At 66.2% G+C, this 20,764-nt stretch carries 19 protein-coding genes; 10 read left to right on the top strand and 9 right to left on the bottom strand.

Going from position 1 to position 20,764, the window contains the following annotated elements:
• The first annotated feature begins 46 nt into the window (after window positions 1–46).
• Both ACH49N_RS03645 and ACH49N_RS03640 read left to right on the top strand, forming a co-directional pair.
• Window positions 47–1,195: a lycopene cyclase family protein gene (locus ACH49N_RS03645; protein WP_358273984.1), complete on the top strand. Its 1,149-nt coding sequence runs from the start codon at window positions 47–49 to the stop codon at window positions 1,193–1,195.
• A 31-nt stretch (window positions 1,196–1,226) separates the two neighbouring features.
• Window positions 1,227–2,123: a Ku protein gene (locus tag ACH49N_RS03640; RefSeq protein WP_159922619.1), complete on the top strand. Its 897-nt coding sequence runs from the start codon at window positions 1,227–1,229 to the stop codon at window positions 2,121–2,123.
• Window positions 2,124–2,190: 67 nt separating this feature from the next.
• On the opposite strand, the gene ACH49N_RS03635 is transcribed toward ACH49N_RS03640, so the two are convergent.
• The 7 genes from ACH49N_RS03635 to ACH49N_RS03605 form a co-directional block, all read right to left on the bottom strand.
• The gene (locus ACH49N_RS03635; protein ID WP_159922621.1) at window positions 2,191–2,604 is read right to left on the bottom strand and encodes a metal-sulfur cluster assembly factor; all 414 of its coding nucleotides are present in this window, start codon (window positions 2,602–2,604) and stop codon (window positions 2,191–2,193) included.
• Complete coding sequence (sufU, locus tag ACH49N_RS03630; protein WP_317764122.1) at window positions 2,601–3,098, bottom strand: Fe-S cluster assembly sulfur transfer protein SufU; 498 nt, start codon at window positions 3,096–3,098, stop codon at window positions 2,601–2,603. Before sufU ends, ACH49N_RS03635 begins: the two co-directional genes overlap by 4 nt.
• Window positions 3,095–4,354 (bottom strand): cysteine desulfurase, encoded by a 1,260-nt coding sequence (locus ACH49N_RS03625; protein WP_250773348.1) that lies wholly within the window; start codon window positions 4,352–4,354, stop codon window positions 3,095–3,097. Before ACH49N_RS03625 ends, sufU begins: the two co-directional genes overlap by 4 nt.
• Before the next feature lie 6 nt (window positions 4,355–4,360).
• The gene (gene sufC / locus ACH49N_RS03620) at window positions 4,361–5,167 is read right to left on the bottom strand and encodes a Fe-S cluster assembly ATPase SufC (protein ID WP_159922627.1); all 807 of its coding nucleotides are present in this window, start codon (window positions 5,165–5,167) and stop codon (window positions 4,361–4,363) included.
• A gap of 41 nt (window positions 5,168–5,208) precedes the next feature.
• Window positions 5,209–6,438: a Fe-S cluster assembly protein SufD gene (gene sufD, locus ACH49N_RS03615; RefSeq protein WP_358273981.1), complete on the bottom strand. Its 1,230-nt coding sequence runs from the start codon at window positions 6,436–6,438 to the stop codon at window positions 5,209–5,211.
• Window positions 6,438–7,898: a Fe-S cluster assembly protein SufB gene (sufB, locus tag ACH49N_RS03610; protein ID WP_358273979.1), complete on the bottom strand. Its 1,461-nt coding sequence runs from the start codon at window positions 7,896–7,898 to the stop codon at window positions 6,438–6,440. Before sufB ends, sufD begins: the two co-directional genes overlap by 1 nt.
• Window positions 7,899–7,980: 82 nt before the next feature.
• Window positions 7,981–8,730, bottom strand: a complete 750-nt coding sequence (locus tag ACH49N_RS03605) for a transcriptional regulator (RefSeq protein WP_308202173.1) — start codon at window positions 8,728–8,730, stop codon at window positions 7,981–7,983.
• Window positions 8,731–8,967: 237 nt separating this feature from the next.
• Between ACH49N_RS03605 and mptB the strand changes: the two genes are divergently transcribed.
• From mptB to ACH49N_RS03580, 5 genes are all read left to right on the top strand, one after another.
• Window positions 8,968–10,647 (top strand): polyprenol phosphomannose-dependent alpha 1,6 mannosyltransferase MptB, encoded by a 1,680-nt coding sequence (mptB, locus tag ACH49N_RS03600; protein WP_397504411.1) that lies wholly within the window; start codon window positions 8,968–8,970, stop codon window positions 10,645–10,647.
• Window positions 10,648–10,653: 6 nt separating this feature from the next.
• The gene (locus ACH49N_RS03595; RefSeq protein ID WP_250773350.1) at window positions 10,654–11,592 is read left to right on the top strand and encodes an ABC transporter ATP-binding protein; all 939 of its coding nucleotides are present in this window, start codon (window positions 10,654–10,656) and stop codon (window positions 11,590–11,592) included.
• Window positions 11,589–12,389 carry an ABC transporter permease gene (locus tag ACH49N_RS03590; protein WP_201453386.1) on the top strand — a complete coding sequence of 267 codons (801 nt, stop codon included), beginning with the start codon at window positions 11,589–11,591 and terminating at the stop codon, window positions 12,387–12,389. Before ACH49N_RS03595 ends, ACH49N_RS03590 begins: the two co-directional genes overlap by 4 nt.
• Before the next feature lie 2 nt (window positions 12,390–12,391).
• Window positions 12,392–13,837, top strand: a complete 1,446-nt coding sequence (locus ACH49N_RS03585; RefSeq protein ID WP_358274159.1) for a hypothetical protein — start codon at window positions 12,392–12,394, stop codon at window positions 13,835–13,837.
• A 107-nt stretch (window positions 13,838–13,944) separates the two neighbouring features.
• The gene (locus ACH49N_RS03580; protein WP_358273976.1) at window positions 13,945–14,907 is read left to right on the top strand and encodes a heme A synthase; all 963 of its coding nucleotides are present in this window, start codon (window positions 13,945–13,947) and stop codon (window positions 14,905–14,907) included.
• Here ACH49N_RS03580 and ACH49N_RS03575 read toward each other — a convergent pair.
• A complete protein-coding gene (locus ACH49N_RS03575) occupies window positions 14,904–15,269 on the bottom strand; it encodes a hypothetical protein (protein ID WP_109330218.1) in 366 nt (121 codons plus the stop codon). The two genes, ACH49N_RS03580 and ACH49N_RS03575, sit on opposite strands and share 4 nt — an antisense overlap.
• A 75-nt stretch (window positions 15,270–15,344) precedes the next feature.
• Between ACH49N_RS03575 and ACH49N_RS03570 the strand changes: the two genes are divergently transcribed.
• On the top strand, window positions 15,345–16,310 hold the full coding sequence (locus tag ACH49N_RS03570) for a quinone oxidoreductase (protein WP_358273975.1): 966 nt from the start codon (window positions 15,345–15,347) through the stop codon (window positions 16,308–16,310).
• Between the two features lie 10 nt (window positions 16,311–16,320).
• On the opposite strand, the gene ACH49N_RS03565 is transcribed toward ACH49N_RS03570, so the two are convergent.
• Window positions 16,321–17,304 carry a heme o synthase gene (locus ACH49N_RS03565; RefSeq protein ID WP_159922641.1) on the bottom strand — a complete coding sequence of 328 codons (984 nt, stop codon included), beginning with the start codon at window positions 17,302–17,304 and terminating at the stop codon, window positions 16,321–16,323.
• Window positions 17,305–17,519: 215 nt separating this feature from the next.
• Between ACH49N_RS03565 and tkt the strand changes: the two genes are divergently transcribed.
• Together tkt and tal are read left to right on the top strand one after the other, a co-directional pair.
• Window positions 17,520–19,628 (top strand): transketolase, encoded by a 2,109-nt coding sequence (gene tkt / locus ACH49N_RS03560; protein WP_213571984.1) that lies wholly within the window; start codon window positions 17,520–17,522, stop codon window positions 19,626–19,628.
• Window positions 19,629–19,637: 9 nt separating this feature from the next.
• Window positions 19,638–20,762: a transaldolase gene (gene tal / locus ACH49N_RS03555; RefSeq protein WP_358273973.1), complete on the top strand. Its 1,125-nt coding sequence runs from the start codon at window positions 19,638–19,640 to the stop codon at window positions 20,760–20,762.
• Window positions 20,763–20,764 lie beyond the last annotated feature (2 nt).

Raw genomic sequence — 20,764 nt, 5'->3', positions numbered from 1 at the left:
GACTCGGAAGCACCTCTACCGCGGTGTTCGTGAAAAGCTGGTCATCGTGGCAGCTGCATCACATCCGCCGAACTGGGACGTCGCGATCGTCGGGCTCGGCCCTGCCGGCCGCGCACTCGCCCACCGGGCCGCACTCCGTGGCCTCGCCGTGGTGGCGATCGACCCCCACCCCCGGCGTAGTTGGACCGCGACCTACGGCGCGTGGAAGGACGAGCTCCCCCACTGGTTGCCGGAAGCAGCGATCGCTACCCGGACCCAGCTCCCGACGGCATGGACTACACGCCGACAGTCGATAAGTCGCACCTATTGTGTCTTGAATACACCAATGCTGCAGTCAATACTGTCAGACGGAACAGCGACCGTAATCGCAGGTAGAGCCGTCGACCTCTCCCCCACTGCCGTGTTCCTCGGTGACGGGACGACCGTGGCAGCGCGCGTCGTGGTGGACGCGCGCGGCACCGGAGACAGCCCCGACCTGGCCCAGCAGACCGCGTACGGCGTTGTAGTCGACATGGGCACGGCCGCCGGCGCTCTGGACGGCGAGCACGCCCTGTTCATGGACTGGCGCACCGACAACGGCACCTCGTCGTCAGATTCGCCGTCCTTTCTCTACGCCGTGCCGCTGTCCGCCGATCGGTTCCTCCTCGAGGAAACATGTCTCGTCGGTCGTCCGGCTCTGCCGATGTCGGAGCTCGCGACAAGGCTCCACCGGCGGCTGCGACACCGCGGAGTTTCCGTTCCGTCACGCTCCGACGTGGAACGCGTCCGGTTCGCGGTCGAACCGCCCCACGACGCCAGCCGTACGGCGGGATCGGGGCAGGTGCGTTTCGGCGCCCGCGCAGGCTTGATGCATCCGGGCACCGGTTACAGCGTTGCCGCGTCCCTCAGTTGCGCGGACGCCCTGACCCGCGACCTCGTGGAGGGCACTTCGGATCGGCTGTGGCCCTGGAGGGCACGAACCGTGGCCTCGCTGCGGTCGATCGGGCTACGCGCACTCCTCCAGCTCAACCCGGAATCGGTACCGGAATTCTTCGAGCATTTTTTCGATCTTCCCGCGCATGTGCAGGCTGCCTATCTGTCCGACCGTGCACATCCGGCCGCGACGTTGTCGGCCATGCGACGCATGTTCCTCGCTTCGTCCGCGGATATTCGCGGTGCAATGCTGCGCTCGGCGCTTCACCGGGAAGTTCGATGAAGTGTCGCGCGAAGTCTGAAAGGGGACCATTATGGAACGCATGCGGTCGATATGGAAGGGCTCGATAGCGTTCGGTCTCGTCAACGTGCCGGTCAAGGTGTATTCGGCAACCGAGGATCACGACATCAAGTTTCACCAGGTCCATGCCAAGGACGGCGGGCGGATCAAATACAACCGGGTGTGCACTGAATGCGGCAATGTCGTTCAGTACGCCGATATCGACAAGGCCTACGATTCCGACGACGGTGTCCGAGTAGTCCTCACGGACGACGATTTCGGGAAGCTTCCTGCCGCCGAGAAACACGAAATTCCGGTTTTGCAATTCGTGCCCACCGACCAGATAGATCCCATTCTGTTCGAGAAGAGCTACTATCTCGAACCGGATTCCAGCTCACCGAAGGCGTACGTGCTGCTGGCGACCGCGCTCTCCGAAAGCGACCGTACGGCGCTCGTGCACTTCACGCTGCGTCAACGCACTCGTCTGGCGGCGATGCGCTCCCGGGACGGCGTCCTGGTCATTCAGACGCTGCTGTGGCCCGACGAAGTACGTGAAGCGTCCTTTCCGTCGCTCGACAACGTCGACAAGCCGAAGGCGAAAGAACTGGCGATGGCGGAAACGCTGGTCGACAGCATGGCCGAGGATTTCGATCCCACCGAGTTCACCGACGACTACCAGGTTCAGCTACGGGAACTGCTGGACGAGATGATCAGCTCGGGTGGCAAGAAAGTCATTCCCGTCGCGGAAACCGAGAAGGCCGGTGAAGACGCCGAGGTGGTCGACCTGGTAGCAGCGCTACAACGCAGTGTCGACGCCGCCGGCAAGAAAGCGGCTCCCGCGAAGAAGAAGCCTGCCAAGAAAGCCCCTGCGAAGACCGCCGCCAAGAAGACCGCGTCGAAGTCCACTGCCTCGGAACGCAAGCGCGCTTGAACGGGCACACACATGCAGGGCCCGGCGAGATCTTCTCGCCGGGCCCTGCATGTGTGTGGCGGTACCGTCAGACGGTGAAGCCGAGAGCGCGTAGTTGCTCGCGCCCGTCCTCCGTGATCTTGTCCGGACCCCACGGCGGCAGCCACACCCAGTTGATCCGCAAGTCGTTGCACAAGCCGCTGCGCACGAGTGCGCCACGCGCCTGATCCTCGATGACGTCGGTCAGCGGGCACGCCGCCGAGGTGAGGGTCATGTCGAGAATGACCACGTCCTCGTCTTCGGTGATGCCGTAGACGAGTCCCAGATCGACGACGTTGATGCCGAGCTCCGGATCGACGACGTCGCGCATCGCCTCCTCGAGTTCCTCGAGCCGCTCAGGTGCGGGAACCACCCCTGCGGTGGAGGTTTTCTCGGCCTGGTCGGCAGTCGGCTGCTCCGTTCCGGCAGCGACATCCGTTTCCGGGGTCTGCGTCTCGCTCATGATGCCTGTCCTCCGATTCGAGCTGGTTCGCCGTCTTCTGTCGCGACCGAACCCTGGTCGGCCACAATCTGAACAACGGCGTCCTTGAATGCCATCCATCCCAGCAGCGCGCATTTGACGCGGGCCGGGTACTTCGAGACGCCGACGAAGGCGATGCCGTCACCGAGGACGTCCTCGTCTCCCTCGACGGTACCGCGACTGCCGACCATCTCGCTGAACGCCGCGACCGTCTGCAACGCCCGGTCCACCGGCATTCCCACGACCTGATCGGTGAGAACGGAGGTGGATGCCTGGCTGATGGAACAACCCTGGCCGTCGTAGGACACGTCGGCGACCGTGCCGTCGTCGGTCACGTGCACCCGCAGGGTCACTTCGTCGCCGCACGTGGGGTTTACGTGGTGCACCTCCGCACCGAACGGCTCCCGCAGGCCGCGACCGTGTGGATGCTTGTAATGGTCCAGGATCACTTCCTGGTACATCTGTTCCATTCTCACGCGGGCGCCTCCCCGAAGAAGTCCTGCGCTCGACGGATCGCAGTAGCCAGCGCCGCGACCTCGTCGAGTGTGTTGTACAAGGCGAACGACGCACGGGCGGTGGCCGCGACTCCGAACCTCCGGTGCAGTGGCCACGCGCAATGGTGTCCGACGCGGATGGCCACGCCCTCGTCGTCGAGAATCTGACCGAGGTCGTGTGCGTGGATCCCGTCGACCACGAATGAGACGGCGCCACCCCGGTCCGCTGGCGAGGTCGGACCGATGATCCGTACTCCGTCGATGGCTCCGAGAGCCTCGAGCGTGGCTTCGACGAGCGTGTGCTCGTGCGCCGCGACGGCGTCCATCCCGATGTCCTCGAGGTAGCGCACCGCTGCGCCGAGACCGACTACCTGCGACGTCATGGGCACGCCAGCCTCGAACCGCTGCGGCGGTGGCGCGTATGTCGTGCGCTCCATGGTGACGGTCTCGATCATCGATCCGCCGGTGATGAACGGCGGCATCGCGTTGAGCAACTCGCGCCTGCCGTAGAGAACGCCCACCCCGGAAGGCCCGAGCATCTTGTGACCGGAGAACGCCGCGTAGTCGACACCGAGCCCATGAAAGTCGACAGCCATGTGCGGCACAGACTGGCATGCGTCCAGCACGACGAGAGCGCCGACGGCGCGGGCACGCCGGACCAGCTCCTCGACCGGCGCGACTGCTCCCGTGACATTCGACTGGTGCGTGAACGCGATGACCTTGACTGCGTCAGTCAACTCGAGGGAGTCCAGATCGATCCGGCCGTCGTCGGTGACTCCGTACCAGCGCAGCGTGGCGCCCGTGCGCCGGGCAAGTTCCTGCCACGGCACCAGGTTCGCGTGGTGTTCGAGTTCGGTGATCACGATTTCGTCGCCTGGTCCGACGTGCCGATCGAAACGGTCGTCACCGAGCACGTGCGTGACGAGGTTCAGCGACTCCGTCGCGTTCTTGGTGAACACCAATTCGTCGCTGTCTGCACCGACGAAAGCCGCGATGGCCGCACGCGCGTTCTCGTAGGCATCGGTGGCCTCCTCCGCGAGTTGGTGCGCGCCGCGGTGCACCGCCGCGTTACATGTCGTCAGAAACTCCCTCTCGGCGTCGAGCACCTGAGTCGGGCGCTGCGATGTCGCGCCCGAATCGAGGTACACCAGCGGTTTTCCGTCGCGCACCGTTCGAGCCAGGATCGGGAAATCCTCCCGGATTCTGGTGACGTCGAACACGCTCACCGAGGTGGTCATCTGCGTTTATGCTCCTTGCGTTGCGGCAGCCTGGGTGAAGCGCTCGTAGCCGTTGGCCTCGAGCTCGTCGGCCAGTTCCGGCCCGCCCGACTCGACGACACGTCCGCCGACGAACACGTGCACGTACTCGGGCTTGATGTACCGCAGGATGCGGGTGTAGTGCGTGATGAGCAGGATTCCGCCGTGGTCGCGCTCCTTGTAGCGGTTGACTCCCTCGGAGACGACACGCAGAGCGTCCACGTCGAGGCCGGAGTCGGTCTCGTCGAGAATCGCGATCTTCGGCTTCAGGAGACCGAGCTGCAGAATCTCGTGGCGCTTCTTCTCGCCACCCGAGAACCCTTCGTTGACGCTGCGCTCCCCGAAGGACGGGTCGATGTCGAGCTCGGTGAGAGCCTCCTTGACTTCCTTCACCCAGTGGCGCAGCTTCGGCGCCTCGCCGCGCACGGCGGTGGCCGCGGTGCGAAGGAAGTTGGACATCGACACACCGGGAACCTCGACCGGGTACTGCATGGCGAGGAACAGGCCGGCGCGGGCACGCTCGTCGACGGTCATCTCGAGGACGTTCTCACCGTTGAGGGTGATCGACCCGGAGGTCACCTGGTACTTGGGGTGCCCGGCGATGGCGTAGGACAGCGTCGACTTGCCGGAGCCGTTGGGCCCCATGATCGCGTGGGTCTCGCCGGAGCGCACCGTCAGGTTGACGCCCTTGAGGATGTTGATGGGTTCCGCGTTCTCGTCGGTGTTCGCAACGTCGACGTGGAGGTCCTTGATTTCCAGGACGGAGATTTCGGGGGAAGCGTCAGGGGTAGACATGGGAATCCTTCGAAGAAATGGGCAGTAGTGGTCGAGCCGCGTCAGACGCCGACAGCGGCGAGTTCGGCCTCGACGGCGGCTTCGAGACGCTCGCGGATCTCGGCGACGGCGATCTTGTTGATGATTTCGTGGAAGAACCCACGCACGACGAGTCGCCTCGCCTGGTCTTCCGGGATACCCCGCGCGCGGAGGTAGAACAGCTGCTCGTCGTCGAATCGACCGGTGGCACTCGCGTGCCCGGCACCGACGATCTCGCCGGTCTCGATCTCGAGGTTCGGGACCGAGTCGGCTCGCGCTCCGTCGGTGAGGACGAGGTTGCGGTTCAGCTCGAACGTGTCCGTACCCTCGGCAGCTGCTCGGATCAGCACGTCGCCGATCCACACGGTGTGCGCGTCGTGCTTGCCCGAGTTCGGGTCGCCCTGCAGCGCACCCTTGTACACCACATTCGACTTGCAGTGGGGCTGTGAATGATCCACCAGCAGGCGCTGCTCGAAGTGCTGTCCGGCATCGGCGAAGTACAGGCCGAGCAGTTCGGCGTCGCCACCGGGACCGTCGTACTTGACGGTTGCGGACAGTCGCACCAGGTCTCCACCGAGGCTGACCGCGTTGTGCCGCAGCACCGCATCGCGCCCGAGGCGCGCGTGGTGCGCTGCCACGTGGACGGCGTCGTCGGCCCAGTCCTGCACGGCGACAACGGTGAGGCGGGCGCTGTCGCCGAGAATGAACTCCACATTCTCCGCGAAGGTTCCGCTGCCCCGTTGGTCGAGCACGACAGTGGCCTTGGCGAACGCCTCGAGCCGGATCTGCAGGTGGCCGAACGCCACGTTGCCTTCACCGGGACCCGTGACCGTGATGTTGATCGTCTCGGGAACCTCGACCTCACGGCCGACGGTCACGACGGTGGCCGACTCGAATCCCGAGTACGCCTGCGCGGCCACACGGTCGGCGGGCACGCCTGCCTTGCCGAGCCGGGAATCGTCTCGGCCGACGGTCTCGACCTGCACCGTGTCCGGACCCGCGACATCAACGGTGACGGCACCGTTCGCTACGGCCGTTCCGTCGTGCAACCCGCGCAGGCGACGCAGCGGAGTGAATCGCCAGACCTCGTCGCGACCCCCCGGAACTTCGAAGGCTTTGACGTCGAAGGAGGTGAAAACCTCACCCTTGTTGACGATCGGCGAGCCGGTCGCGGTTCGCTCTATCCGCGGATTCTCTCCCGCGACAGCGCCTTCGACGCCAAGCTTCTCAACACCGGTTTCTGGCGTGGTCACTAACCCACCGCCCCTTCCATCTGCAGTTCGATCAGGCGGTTCAGTTCCAGGGCGTACTCCATCGGGAGCTCCTTGGCGATCGGCTCGACGAAGCCGCGCACCACGGTGGCCATGGCCTCGTCCTCGGTCAGCCCGCGGCTCATGAGGTAGAACAGTTGGTCGTCACTCACCTTGGAGACGGTCGCCTCGTGGCCCATCGTCACGTCGTCCTCGCGGATGTCGACGTAGGGGTAGGTGTCGCTACGGCTGATCTGATCGACCAGCAGCGCGTCACACTTGACGGTCGACTTGGACCCGTACGCTCCCTTGTTGACCTGAACGAGTCCGCGGTAGGACGCACGTCCACCGCCGCGAGCCACCGATTTGCTGATGATGGTGGACGACGTGTGCGGCGCGAGGTGGAGCATCTTCGCACCGGTGTCCTGGTGCTGTCCCTCTCCCGCGAATGCCACGGAGAGAACCTCGCCACGAGCGTGCTCGCCCATCATCCACACGGCCGGGTACTTCATCGTGACCTTGGAGCCGATGTTGCCGTCGACCCATTCCATGGATCCGCCGGCCTCGACCTTGGTGCGCTTGGTCACCAAGTTGTAGACATTGTTCGACCAGTTCTGAATGGTCGTGTAGCGGCAGTGGCCGCCCTTCTTCACGATGATCTCGACCACGGCGGAGTGCAGAGAATCCGACTTGTAGATCGGCGCAGTGCAACCCTCGACATAGTGCACCGACGCACCTTCGTCGACGATGATCAGTGTTCGCTCGAACTGGCCCATGTTCTCCGTGTTGATACGGAAATACGCCTGAAGCGGGATGTCCACGTGCACGCCCGGCGGCACATAGATGAACGATCCACCCGACCAGACGGCCGTGTTCAGGGCGGAGAACTTGTTGTCACCGGCGGGAATGACCGTGCCGAAGTACTCACGGAAAAGCTCGGGGTGCTGCTTCAATCCGGTGTCGGTGTCGATGAAGATGACACCCTGCGACTCGAGGTCTTCACGGATCGAGTGGTACACAACCTCGGACTCGTACTGTGCTGCGACACCTGCCACGAGGCGCTGCTTCTCGGCCTCGGGGATGCCCAGCTTGTCGTACGTGTTCTTGATGTCCTCAGGCAGATCTTCCCAGCTCTCGGCCTGCTTCTCGCTCGAGCGCACGAAGTACTTGATGTTGTCGAAGTGGATGCCCTCGAGGTTGGAACCCCAGTTCGGCATCGGCTTCTTGTCGAAGGTCTTCAGCGCGCGCAGGCGGACGTCCAGCATCCAGTCGGGCTCGCTCTTCTTCGCGGAGATGTCGCGCACGACGTCCTCGGACAGACCGCGCTTGGCGCTGGCACCTGCCGCGTCCGAATCGGACCAGCCGTACCCGTAATGCCCGAGCGAGGCGATGGTCTCTTCCTGCGTGAGCGGTTCGGCGTTTGCCGACGCAGCGGATGTCACCTGGTCTGATGTGACGGTCATGCGAGCTCCTTCCGGAGTCTTGTTACGTGACCGGCGAGGGCTGGTCGCCGGGGGTCGGTGGCTATGGGGTGTATCGGCGGCACTATTTCGGCCCCGCCGGCGGTACGAGTGGAACGTGCGTGGTGCAGGCGCAATCACCGTTCGCGATGGTGGCGAGCCGCTGAACGTGCGTGCCCAGTAATTGCGCGAACGCTTCCTGCTCGGCGTCGCACAATTCGGGGAACTCCTCGGCGACATGCGAGACCGGGCAGTGGTGCTGGCAGATCTGGACACCGTTTCCGACCGGGCGCGTGGACGCCGCGAATCCGGCGCTCGTGAACGCATCCGCAATGGCATCCGCGGTCTGTTCGAGATCCTCGGGGGTCTGAGCGGAGGCGGGCTCGACCTCACCGACGATTGCCTGGACGCGGCGCCGGGCGAAGTCGGTGATCGCAGCGTCTCCACCAACTTCGCGCAGTTGACGCATCGCTGCACCGGCAAGATCGTCATAGGCGTGGCCGAGCCGCCCGCGACCCTTGGCGGTGATCTGGAAGTATTTGGCGGGGCGTCCGCGACCACGATGGCGCGCCGCACCTGCGGACGCTTCCCGGGCCTCGCCCGACTCCAGCAGCGCGTCGAGGTGGCGACGTACACCCGCGGCGCTGAGACCGAGCCGAGTGCCGATCTCCGACGCCGTGATGGGCCCATCCTCGAGCAAGAGTTTCACCACGGCCGCCCTGGTGTGACCTTCGTGGCCGGCGGCGACGGGAGATGCAGTGCCGGCCGGCAACGCAGAGGAACGCGCCTGAACAGCGCTTTCCTTGCTCACTCGGGTGGTCGCATCCGTTTTCACAACACCAGTGTGACGGAATTCCGATCGCAGGTCTACTAAGGGTGCCCTGCCTTACACCTGTGATTATGTACCCGTTCCCGGCGGGAATACTGGCCGGACGAACTGTGTTCGAACCACCGCTACGCTTCCTGTGTGCCGCAGATCCCCGAGAACCCGGACTCGTCCCGCGTCCAGCCGATCCGCGCGGCTCGCGTGGCTCTCCGACACTCCACCGCATTCGGACGCCGGGCACTGGGAATCGACGGCCGGTCGCCGCGTCCGTCCGTCGCGGCCGTTCTCCACGGTGACGAGGTGGAAACCGCCGGACTCAACGCGCAGGAGACCGCGCAGCTGCGCGGAATCCGCAGATTCGGCGCCACCGGGGCCGTGTTGATGGCGGTGGGTGCGCTCGGCGCCGGCGCCCAACCGGTGTTGCAGAACCCTGTGCAAGGGCTGCGATTCATCGGCCTTCCGGCGAGAATCCCGAGTGTCGCACTGACACTGACCATGACCGGAACCGTGATGATCGTCCTCGCGTGGCTGCTGCTGGGGCGATTCGCGATCGGCAACCTGCAGTCGGGTCCGGTCCGGCGGTTGAACCGCTCGCAACTCGATCGCACCCTGCTCTTGTGGGTGATTCCACTGTCCGTGGCGCCACCGATGTTCAGCAAGGACGTCTACTCCTACCTCGCGCAGAGTGAGATTGCGTCACGGGGGCTCGATCCGTATGCCATCGGTCCGGCGGGCGCACTCGGTGTCGACCACGTCCTCACCCGGACCGTTCCCACCATCTGGCGCGACACCCCCGCTCCTTACGGTCCCCTGTTCCTCTGGATGGGCCGGGGAATCAGTGCTCTGACCGATGACAACATCGTCGCCGGCATCTTCCTGCACCGGCTGCTCGCACTGGCCGGCGTAGCGATGATCGTGTGGGCACTGCCGCGGCTGGCGCGGCGCTGCGGCGTCGCCGAGGTGAGCGCGTTGTGGCTGGGCGCGGCCAATCCACTCCTGCTGTTCCACCTCGTCGCCGGCATCCACAACGAGGCCTTGATGCTCGGATTGATGCTCGCCGGCATCGAACTCGCGCTGCGGTCCATCGAACACGCCGGACCGATTCGTGGCCGATCGCTACTACTGCTGCTGTCGGGAGCAGCGCTCATCGCCCTGTCGTCGACGATCAAGATCCCGTCCCTGCTGGCACTGGGCTTCGTCGGGATGGCGTTGGCGCGGCGCTGGGGTGCGAACCTGCGAGCGGTACTCACCGCGGCAGCCCTGCTCGGCGGCGTCGCACTCGTCGTCACACTCGCCATCAGCACATCCAGCGGGCTCGGGATCGGGTGGGTCCACACGCTCGGGACGGCGAATGCGGTTCGCAGCTGGATGTCGATCCCCACCCTTCTCGGCCTGGGCACCGGACTCGCCGGGGTCCTCCTCGGCCTCGGCGACCACACGACCGCGGTGTTGAGTCTCACTCGGCCGATCGCGTCGGTAGTGGCCGCGTTCATCACGCTCCGCATGCTGGTGGCCGTCCTCATGGGGCGCATTCACCCGGTCGGCGCACTCGGTGTGTCGCTCGGGGCGGTGGTACTGCTGTTCCCGGTGGTCCAGCCCTGGTATCTCCTGTGGGCAGTCCTCCCGCTCGCGGCGTGGGCGACGGCACCGGCCTTCCGGGTGCCTGCCATTGCGTTCTCCTCGGTGGTCAGCGTCATCCTGATGCCCAACGGCGGCGAATACCAGCCGTTCGTCATCGTCCAGGCGGCCATCGCGACCGTGTTCACGGCGGGAACTTTGATCGTCATCACGCGCAACCGGCTGCCCTGGCGTGTCGGGCCGGAACCTGTCCGCGCCGTCACCGACACACTCCGACAGCCCGCCGCAGGCGCGGACGTCGAAAGCCGGGGCACCGGCCGGGTCACACCAGGCCAAGGCTTACGCTGATTCCCCGTGACCTCGCGAACGCCCGGATCGGCGCAACCCGCTGTACGCCTGGAAGGCGTGGTGAAGACCTTCGACGGCGTGCGGGCAGTGAACAACCTCGATCTGCTCGTCGAACAGGCGCAGGTCGTTGCGTTGCTGGGTCCGAACGGGGCAGGCAAGACCACTACGGTCGAGATGTGTGAGGGCTTCGTCCGGCCTGACAGTGGACGCGTCCAGGTACTCGGCCTCGACCCGATCGCCGACGCGGGGCAGGTTCGCGCACGGATCGGCGTGATGCTGCAAGGTGGCGGCGCCTACCCGGGGTCGCGGGCCGGGGAGATGCTCGACCTCGTCGCCGCTTACTCCGCGGATCCGCTCGACCCCGACTGGCTGTTGCGCAGCCTGGGTCTCGAGGATTCCCGTCGTACCCCGTACCGCCGGTTGTCGGGTGGGCAGCAGCAACGGTTGTCGTTGGCGTGTGCCCTGGTCGGTCGCCCCGAACTGGTATTCCTCGACGAACCGACCGCCGGGCTCGACGCCCAGGCGAGGCTGATGGTGTGGGAACTCATCGACGCCCTGCGCCGCGATGGAGTCGGTGTGCTGTTGACGACGCACGTCATGGACGAAGCCGAAGAACTCGCGGATCAACTCGTCATCATCGACCACGGGTCGGTCGTGGCGGCCGGCACGCCCAGCGAGGTGACGAGCCGCGGCGCCGAGGGTCAGCTCCGCCTTACCGCGCCGGCCGGCCTCGATCTCGCCCGGCTCACACTTCCGGACACGTTCCGTGTCTTCGAGTCCACACCCGGGACCTACCTTGTGGAGGGTCCGATCGATCCGGCGGTGGTGGCCGCGGTCGCCTCCTGGTGCGCTGATCTCGGCGCATTGATCCATGACATCCGGGTCGACCAGCGCAGTCTCGAAGACGTGTTCCTCGAACTGACCGGCCGGGAACTGAGGGGATGACCATGAACGCCAGCGACCGTCTGACGGACAACCGATTCGCGCCGGGCACTTTTTCCCCCGATCCGCGTCCCAGCGCGGCCGCAGTCATGCTTCGAGCACAAACCGCTCTCGAACTGAAACTTCTGCTGCGCAACGGCGAACAGCTTCTGCTGACGATGTTCATTCCGATCACCCTGCTGGTCGGTCTGTGTCTACTTCCTATCGGTGACCTCGGAGCGACCCGGGTCGACAAGGTGGTCCCGGCTGTGATGATGGTGGCCGTCATGTCCACCGCCTTCACAGGCCAGGCAATCGCCGTCGGCTTCGACCGCCGCTACGGCGCCCTCAAGCGGTTGGGCGCCACTCCCCTTCCGACCTGGGGAATCATCGCGGGAAAAAGCGCCGCGGTCGTCCTCGTCGTGGCACTGCAGTCGGTTCTGCTGGGTGCGATCGGCGCCGCCCTCGGATGGCGGCCGAGCGTGTGGGGTCTGGCACTCGGGGCGGTGGTCATCGCGCTGGGGACGGTGACCTTCGCCGCCATGGGGCTACTCCTGGGCGGAACGCTGCGGGCCGAGATCGTTCTGGCGTTGGCGAATATTCTGTGGTTCATCATGGTCGGCGTGGGAAGCGTCGTCTTCGTCACCGGTGAGCTCTCCGTGTTCCTTCACACAGGCGCCAGGCTGATCCCGTCCGGCGCTCTGGCCCTGGCGTTGGACGCCGCGCTCAGGGGAGCGATCGACGGAGTCAGCGTCATCGTTCTCCTGGTATGGGGCGTCGCCGCCGGGGTTCTCGCGGCGAGGACGTTTCGGTTCACATGAGGATGTTCGCGCGCCGAATCTCCGGTCGGGCCCGTTCCGTTGCCACAGTTCTCGTGGTGCTGGGTGCGCTGCTGGCCTGTGTCGCTCCGCCCGCCGGTTCCGCACCTCACTGGGGGCCGCCGGCCCCACCGAATCCGTATCTGGGCCCAGCAGGCACCTCGACCATGCACGGTGACGCCGGTTCCACCGACGTCACCCCGCTTCCAGGCCCCGGCGCCGGTCGGCATTCGCTCTCCGCGTATCCACTGGTATCGGCCTGCCCGACCTTGCTCCAGGGGTCCGATCGGCTCGTCGTCGCACTCTGCACCGCAGTGGCCGGGCAGGTTCCCACAGTTCACCTCATCGACCCGGCGGCCCCGGCTGCACCGTTCGGTCGCTCGCTCGCTCGATTCGAACTCGCGAAAGGCAGTCTCCTCGGCGGCGTCTACGCGTATCTCGACAACGACAATCGCCTGGTCGTGGTCGACGGTAACCGACAACTCCTACGACTCGGCCACTCGAGGGACGCCGGCGGCGCCTGGCGGCTGACCGTTGATTCCCGGGTCGACCTGTCCGGCAGCGTCCCCCCGGGTGACAACGTGACCGGCCTGACGCCCGACTGGAACGGCAACGTGTGGTTCGCCACCGGAGGTGGAGTGGTCGGTGCGGTGGACCGCGCAGGCATCGCCCATGCTCGCGCCCTTCCCGCCGGCGAGGAGGTACAGAACAGCATTTCCAGCTCACCCGCCGGTATCGCCGTGGCCAGCACACACGCGCTGTACCAATGGTCCTTCCGGGACGGTGACCTTCACCTCGACTGGCGGCGCGACTACGACCGAGGCGGCTCCCGCAACCCGGGTCAGCTCAGCTGGGGTACCGGTTCCACTCCCACCTACTTCGGGCCGTCCACCGGCAGCGATTTCGTCGCGATCGTGGACAGCGCCCAGCCCCGCGCGCAGCTGCGCGTGTTCCACACCGAGTCCGGCGACGAGGTGTGCACCCTGCCTGTGCTGGCGGATCCCGGCGGAAGCGAGAACTCTCCTGTCGGTGTCGGCAACTCGGTGTACGTGGCCGGAACCTACGGTTACCCGTATCCGGTGGTTCCCGACGGTGTCGGTCCGGCCGAACCCGCGAGTGCACCCTTCACCGGGGGTATGGCCCGGATCGACATCGATCCCATCGGTTGTCACGAGGTATGGAGCAACGACGTCCGCAGCGCTGCGGTCCCCCGCCTCTCGACCGGCGACGGTCACCTGTACACGGTGATCCGTGAAGGCCCTGCGGTCACCACACCGCTGGACGGCTTTTCCTTCGCCGTGATCGATCCCGCCGACGGGTCGCTCGAGCACACCAGTCCACTGCCGGGCACAGCCGTCAACGACACCCTCCAGATGTCCGGTCTCGTCACCGACACCGGCGACTTCTGGCAGGGCACCGTGACCGGCATACTGCGGATACGCGCGGAGTAGTTGGCCGTCACCGGAGATGCCGCGCGAAAGCGGGCGCGGGACGAATCGAGTTCTCGACCCCCAGCCCAACGACAGCGTGTAGTTGATCGCCCTCTACCATCGACATCGTGCTATCTCGCGGGTTTCTGAGCCTGGTCGACCGACTCCCACTTCCATCGCTCGCCGTGCAGCGTGTCATCGCCTTCGCGGTGATCCTCACGCAGGGTGGAATCGCCGTCACCGGCGCCGTAGTACGGGTGACGGCCTCAGGCCTCGGTTGCCCCACCTGGCCGCAGTGCTTTCCGGGAAGTTTCGTCCCGGTCGGGCACGGTGAGGTCGCGGTGCTCCATCAGGCCGTCGAATTCGGCAACCGGATGCTCACCTTCGTCGTCGTGGTCGCCGCCGCACTGATCGTCCTGGCAGTGACTCGCGCACGCCGCCGCAAGGAAGTGCTTGTGTACGCCTGGCTCATGCCGCTCGGCACGGTGGTGCAAGCCGTCATCGGCGGCGTGACCGTCTTGACCGGCCTGCTCTGGTGGACGGTCGCAGTGCATCTCCTCGCCTCCATGGCGATGGTCTGGGTGGCCACCGTGATGTATGCCAAAATCTCCGAACCCGACGAAGGCCACGTCATCGCCGTGATTCCCGCGCCGCTGAGGTGGCTCACGGCACTGTCCGGTGTCGCGCTGGCCGGAGTGCTGGTCGCCGGAACCCTCGTCACCGGGGCCGGCCCGCACGCTGGCGACAAGAGCCTGGATCGCGTCGTTCCCCGCCTCGAGGTCGAGATCGTCACCCTCGTACACCTGCACTCGCAGTTGCTGGTCGGCTACCTGGCCCTGCTGGTCGGCCTGTGCTTCGGCCTCTATGCCGTGGGGGCCGACCGCACGGTGAAGGTCCGACTACAGGTCCTGCTCGCCCTCGTGGTGGCGCAGGCACTGATCGGAGTCGTGCAGTTCTTCACAGACGTTCCCGCCGCCCTCGTCGCCTTCCATGTGGCCGGGGCTGGGCTGTGCACCGCAGCCACGGCCGCGGTGTGGGCTGCGGGACGCACCCGGGAGCACGTTCCGCAGCCCGCGACTGCAAGGGTCTAACGCTCGTTACGCGCCTTGGGGAATCGTGTCTGCCGCGCGACCCAGCCGGCCATCTTCTGGAAGTGCCCCTTCCGGGGAGTCACGATGCTGGTGAGGGACCGGTCCCATTCGCCGATCGTCACGTTGTCGACAGCGGCGACCACTGCGTTGGCGGTTGCCAGATCGTTCACCAACTGATCGCCGAGGATGCCGTCGGCTCCGACGAGCGTGATCCGGACACTGGCGAGACCGACCGGCTGGATCACGGCGCTGGCGGATCCACCGTGCTCGCTGACGAACTTCTTGATTGCATCGACCGTGTGGGACGGCAGTGAAGGCGCCGCGCCGGCTGACGCCTCTTCGGCGTGGGTATCGGTACTCATGCCCTGAGAATACTGGGCGGTAGCCGCCACCTGCCCGTCAGGTTCCGGGCGGGTCGCACGTGTAGAACAGAAACCATGCGCGCAATACAGGTTTCACGTCTCGGTGGTCCCGACGTCCTCGAACCGGCCGACGTCCCCGAACCCCGGATCGGGCCCACGGATCTCCTCGTTCGCACCGAGGCGATCGGCATCAACTACATCGACACCTACTTCCGGTCCGGCCTCTACCCGCGCACGCTTCCCTACATTCCCGGTGACGAAGGCTCCGGTGTGGTGGAGTCGGTGGGCACCGAGGTGACGGACTTCGAGACCGGAGACAGGGTGGCCTGGTGCACCGCTCCCGGCAGTTACGCCGAGAAGGTGCGGGTGCCGGCCGCAGCAGCGATCGCCGTCCCCGACGTCGTGCCGGCATCGCAGGCCGCGTCCGCGTTGTTGCAGGGCATGACGGCGCACTACCTCGCGTACTCCACTTACCCCATCCGCGAAGGGGACACCGTGCTGGTGCATGCCGGAGCGGGTGGTGTCGGCCTGCTGCTGACCCAGCTCGCGACCCGTCTCGGGGCGCGCGTCATCACGACGGTGTCCTCGGATACGAAGGAAGAGCTTTCCCGGAGCGCGGGGGCACAGGAAGTACTGCGATACGACGAGGACATCGCCGCCCGGGTGCGGGAGCTGACCGGCGGTGAGGGCGTCGCGGCCGCCTACGACGGCGTCGGCGCCTCGACATTCGAGGCGAGCCTGGCTTCGGTTCACATCCGGGGCACGCTCGCACTGTTCGGCGCCGCGAGCGGTCCGGTGCCGCCGTTCGACCCGCAACGGCTCAATCCGGCAGGCTCGCTGTTCCTGACCCGCCCGACACTGGCACACCACATCCGCGACCGCGCGGAATTGGTGTGGCGAGCGGGCGACGTCTTCGCGGGTGTGGCGGACGGCGCGCTGACAGTGCGCGTCGGCGCCGAATACCCGCTCGAGCGAGCGGCAGATGCACACTGCGATCTGGAGGGACGGGCGACGACGGGGTCGATCGTGCTTCGGCCGTGACCGGGACGGATCAGGTGAACAAGCTGCTGACGGTCGGCAGCCCGAGAACGGAGTCGACAGCCAGACCGACGAAGACGACGGCCAGGTAGTTGTTGGACTGCAGGAAGAGCCGGAGCGGCTTCACGGCCGCTCCGCCTCGCACGCTGCGATACAGCTGGTGCGCCATCAGAAGGAACCAGGCGCCGGCGACGAGGGTGACGGCCGCGTAGACGACCCCCGCTGCGGGTACCAGCGCAAGGGACGTAACGACCATTGCCCAGCTGTACAGCAGGATTTGTTTGGTGACGTGCTCCTCGGTCGCGATGACCGGGAGCATGGGCACGCCCGCCGCCTTGTAATCCTCCTTGTAGCGCATCGCGAGCGCCCAGGTGTGCGGCGGCGTCCAGAAGAAGATGACGAGGAACAGGACGAGTGGTTCCCAGTCGAGCGAGCCGGTGACGGCCGACCAGCCGACCATGACGGGCATGCAGCCGGCCGCGCCGCCCCACACGACGTTCTGCCAGGTCCGACGCTTGAGCACCATCGTGTAGATCAGCACGTAGAACGCGATGGTGAGAACGACCAGGCACCCGGAGAGGAGATTGGCCCGCCACCACAACCACAGGAACGACGCGACACCGAGGGTCATGCCGAACACGAAGGCGTGCGACGTAGGCACAGCTTCGCGCGCCAGCGGGCGGCGGGCCGTGCGTTTCATGACCTTGTCGATGTCGGCGTCGACGACGCAGTTGAGTGCATTCGCGCTCGCCGCGCCCATCCAGCCGCCGAACAGTGTGCTCAGGATGAGCAGGATGTCGACGTTGCCGCGGTCCGCGAGGAGGATCGCGGGAATGGTGGCCACGAGGAGGAGCTCGATGACCCGCGGTTTGGTGAGCGCGATATAGGCCAGAACCTTGCCCGTGGCGCGGCCGATCACCGTGCGAGTGTTGGTCACGCGGGGGGCGGCGCTGGGGCTACCGAAGCCGTGTCCGCTCGGCTGATGCCCTGTCCGCACGTTCTCTCCTCGCACCACGCGTAATTCCACATCTGATAGCCGGTGTCTGCCCGCACGCCGCCCAAGGACAGCCGGGGTCTACTACAACCGATGGTAGACCGCCCCAATGCACGAACCGAATCGACCCGGATAGGACTGCACACTAGGCTGGGGTGGCACAAGAGGCTCACGCATCCTCAGGCTCCACGTTCACCCATGTCAGGAGACTTCTGCCCGTGTCGATCACAGACGACATCCACGTCCTCACGCAACCGGTTCACCCAGCAGACTGGACCGAACTGGACACCAAGGCCGTCGACACCATCCGCGTACTCGCCGCGGACGCGGTGCAGAAGGTGGGTAACGGCCACCCAGGCACGGCCATGAGCCTCGCACCCCTCGCTTACACGCTCTTCCAGCGCGTCATGCGCCACGACCCCACCGACGCCGACTGGATCGGCCGCGATCGTTTCGTCCTCTCCTGTGGGCATTCGAGCCTGACGCTCTACATCCAGCTCTACCTCGCCGGCTACGGCCTCGAACTCGACGACCTGAAGCAGCTGCGCACGTGGGGCTCGAAGACCCCGGGACACCCCGAGCACGGTCACACCCGCGGCGTGGAGATCACCACCGGTCCACTCGGTCAGGGTCTGGCCTCTGCCGTCGGCATGGCGATGGCGGCTCGCCGCGAACGTGGCCTGTTCGACCCGGAGCCCGCACCCGGTGAGAGCCCGTTCGATCACCACATCTACGTCATCGCCTCCGACGGTGACATCGAAGAAGGTGTGACCTCCGAGGCGTCGTCGATCGCCGGCGTTCAGCAGCTGGGCAACCTCACCCTGATCTACGACGACAACAAGATCTCCATCGAGGACGACACCGCGATCGCCTTGTCCGAGGACACCGCCGCCCGCTACGAGGCGTACGGCTGGCACGTCCAGGTCGTCGAGGGCGGCGAGAACGTCGTCGCGATCGAGGAAGCGCTCCAGAAGGCTCGCGACGTCCTCGACCGCCCGTCACTGATCCTGCTGCGCACCATCATCGGCTACCCGGCGCCCACCAAGATGAACACGGGTGCCGCCCACGGTGCGGCGCTCGGCGCCGACGAGGTTGCCGCAGTGAAGACGGCACTCGGCTTCGACCCCGACAAGACGTTCGAGGTCACCGACGAGGTCATCGCGCACACCCGCAAGGTCGTCGAGCGCGGCGCCCAGGCGCACAAGGAATGGCAGGCCGGCTTCGACGAGTGGGCTGTGCGCGCCCCCGAGGGCAAGAAGCTCCTCGACCGCCTCACCGGTCGCGACCTGCCCGCCGGCTGGGCCGACGTACTTCCGACCTGGGAGCCGGACCCCAAGGGTGTCGCCACCCGCAAGGCGTCCGCAGCGGTCCTGAACGCTGTCGGACCGGTGCTCCCGGAACTCTGGGGCGGTTCCGCCGACCTCGCCGAAAGCAACAACACCACCATCAAGGGCTCCGACTCGTTCGGCCCCGCCTCCATCTCCACGTCGATGTGGAACGCCGACCCCTACGGCCGGACCCTGCACTTCGGTGTCCGCGAGCACGCCATGGGGTCGATTCTCAACGGCATCGCCCTGCACGGGCCCACCCGCCCCTATGGCGGCACCTTCCTGGTGTTCAGCGACTACATGCGTCCCGCCGTGCGGCTTGCGGCGATCATGAAGACCCCGGTCACCTACGTCTGGACCCACGACTCCATCGGCCTCGGCGAAGACGGCCCGACCCACCAGCCGATCGAGCACCTCGCCGCGCTGCGCGCAATCCCGGGCCTGAATGTGGTGCGCCCCGGTGATGCCAACGAAACCGCCCACGCCTGGCGGGCCGTCCTCGAGAAGGGTGCCGACGAGGCGACCCGCGCGCCCTCCGGCCTGGCCTTGACTCGCCAGGATCTGCCCGTCCTCGAAGGAACCAGCTACGAGGGAGTGTCCCGTGGTGGCTACGTCCTCGCCGATGCCTCCTCCGGTGTTCCCGAGGTCATCCTGATCGGCACCGGTTCCGAACTCCAGATCGCCGTGGCCGCCCGCGAGACCCTCGAGGCCGAGGGCATTCCCACGCGGGTGGTGTCGATGCCGTGCGTCGAGTGGTTCGACGCCCAGGACGAGGCCTACCGGGACGGTGTGCTGCCTCCGACCGTCAAGGCCCGCGTCGCAGTCGAGGCCGGCATCGCGATGCCGTGGTACCGCTTCGTCGGCTCGGATGGTGAAATCGTCTCGATCGAGCACTTCGGCGCCTCTGCCGACTACAAGACCTTGTTCCGCGAGTTCGGTTTCACCGACGAAGCCGTCACCGCGGCCGCACAGCGCTCGCTCTCCCGAGTGAAGGGATAAAAAAACGTCATGACTCAGAATCCGAATCTTCAGAAGCTCTCCGAGGCCGGGGTCTCCGTGTGGCTGGACGACCTCTCGCGTGACCGCATCGAGTCCGGCAACCTGGCCGAACTCGTCGCCACCAAGAGTGTCGTCGGCGTCACCACCAACCCGTCCATCTTCCAGGCCGCGCTGAGCAAGGGCCACGTCTACGACGCGCAGGTGAACGAGCTGGCCGAGCGCGGCGCCGACGTCGAAGCCACCATCCGCACGGTCACCACCGACGACGTGCGCGCCGCCTGCGACATCCTCGCCCCGCAGTACGAAGCGAGCCACGGAGTCGACGGCCGGGTCTCCATCGAGGTGGATCCGCGGCTGGCACACGACGCCGACAAGACCGTCGCGCAAGCGGTGGAGCTGTGGAAGATCGTCGACCGGCCCAACGTGTTCATCAAGATCCCGGCCACCGAGGCCGGGATCCCCGCCATCGCGAAGGTCATCGGCGAAGGTATCAGCGTCAACGTCACCCTGATCTTCTCGGTCGAGCGGTACGAACTCGTCATGGGCGCCTACCTCGACGGGCTCGAGGCGGCCAAGGCAGCAGGACACGACCTTTCCCGCATCCACTCGGTCGCGTCGTTCTTCGTCTCCCGCGTCGACACCGAGATCGACAAGCGACTCGAGGCGATCGGTACGCCGGAGGCACTCGAACTCCGCGGCAAGGCGGCGCTCGCCAACGCACGACTGGCGTACGCGGCCTACCAGCAGGTGTTCGAGGTCCAGCCGCGGTTCCAGGGACTCCTGGGCGACGGCGCGCGGCCCCAGCGTCCGCTGTGGGCGTCGACGGGTGTCAAGAACCCCGACTACTCCGACACCCTGTACGTCACCGAGCTGGTGGCACCGAACACGGTGAACACCATGCCCGAGAAGACGCTCGACGCCGTCGCCGACCACGGTGACATCACCGGTGACACGGTGTCCGGCACCGGAGCCCAGTCGCAGGAGGTCTTCGACAAGATCGCCGCCGTCGGCGTCGACTTGACCGACGTCTTCCTCGTCCTCGAGAACGAGGGTGTCGACAAGTTCGAGGTGTCGTGGAACGAGCTGCTCGAGGCCACGGCGGAGCAGCTCCGTACAGCAGGGCAGAAGAGCTGATT

Origin of the sequence: Rhodococcus sp. NPDC019647 (assembly GCF_044389235.1) — a bacterium.
Taxonomy (GTDB): domain Bacteria; phylum Actinomycetota; class Actinomycetes; order Mycobacteriales; family Mycobacteriaceae; genus Rhodococcus_F; species Rhodococcus_F oxybenzonivorans.
Note: the sequence above shows the minus strand (reverse complement) of the source record. Positions and strands in the feature narration are given on the sequence as shown.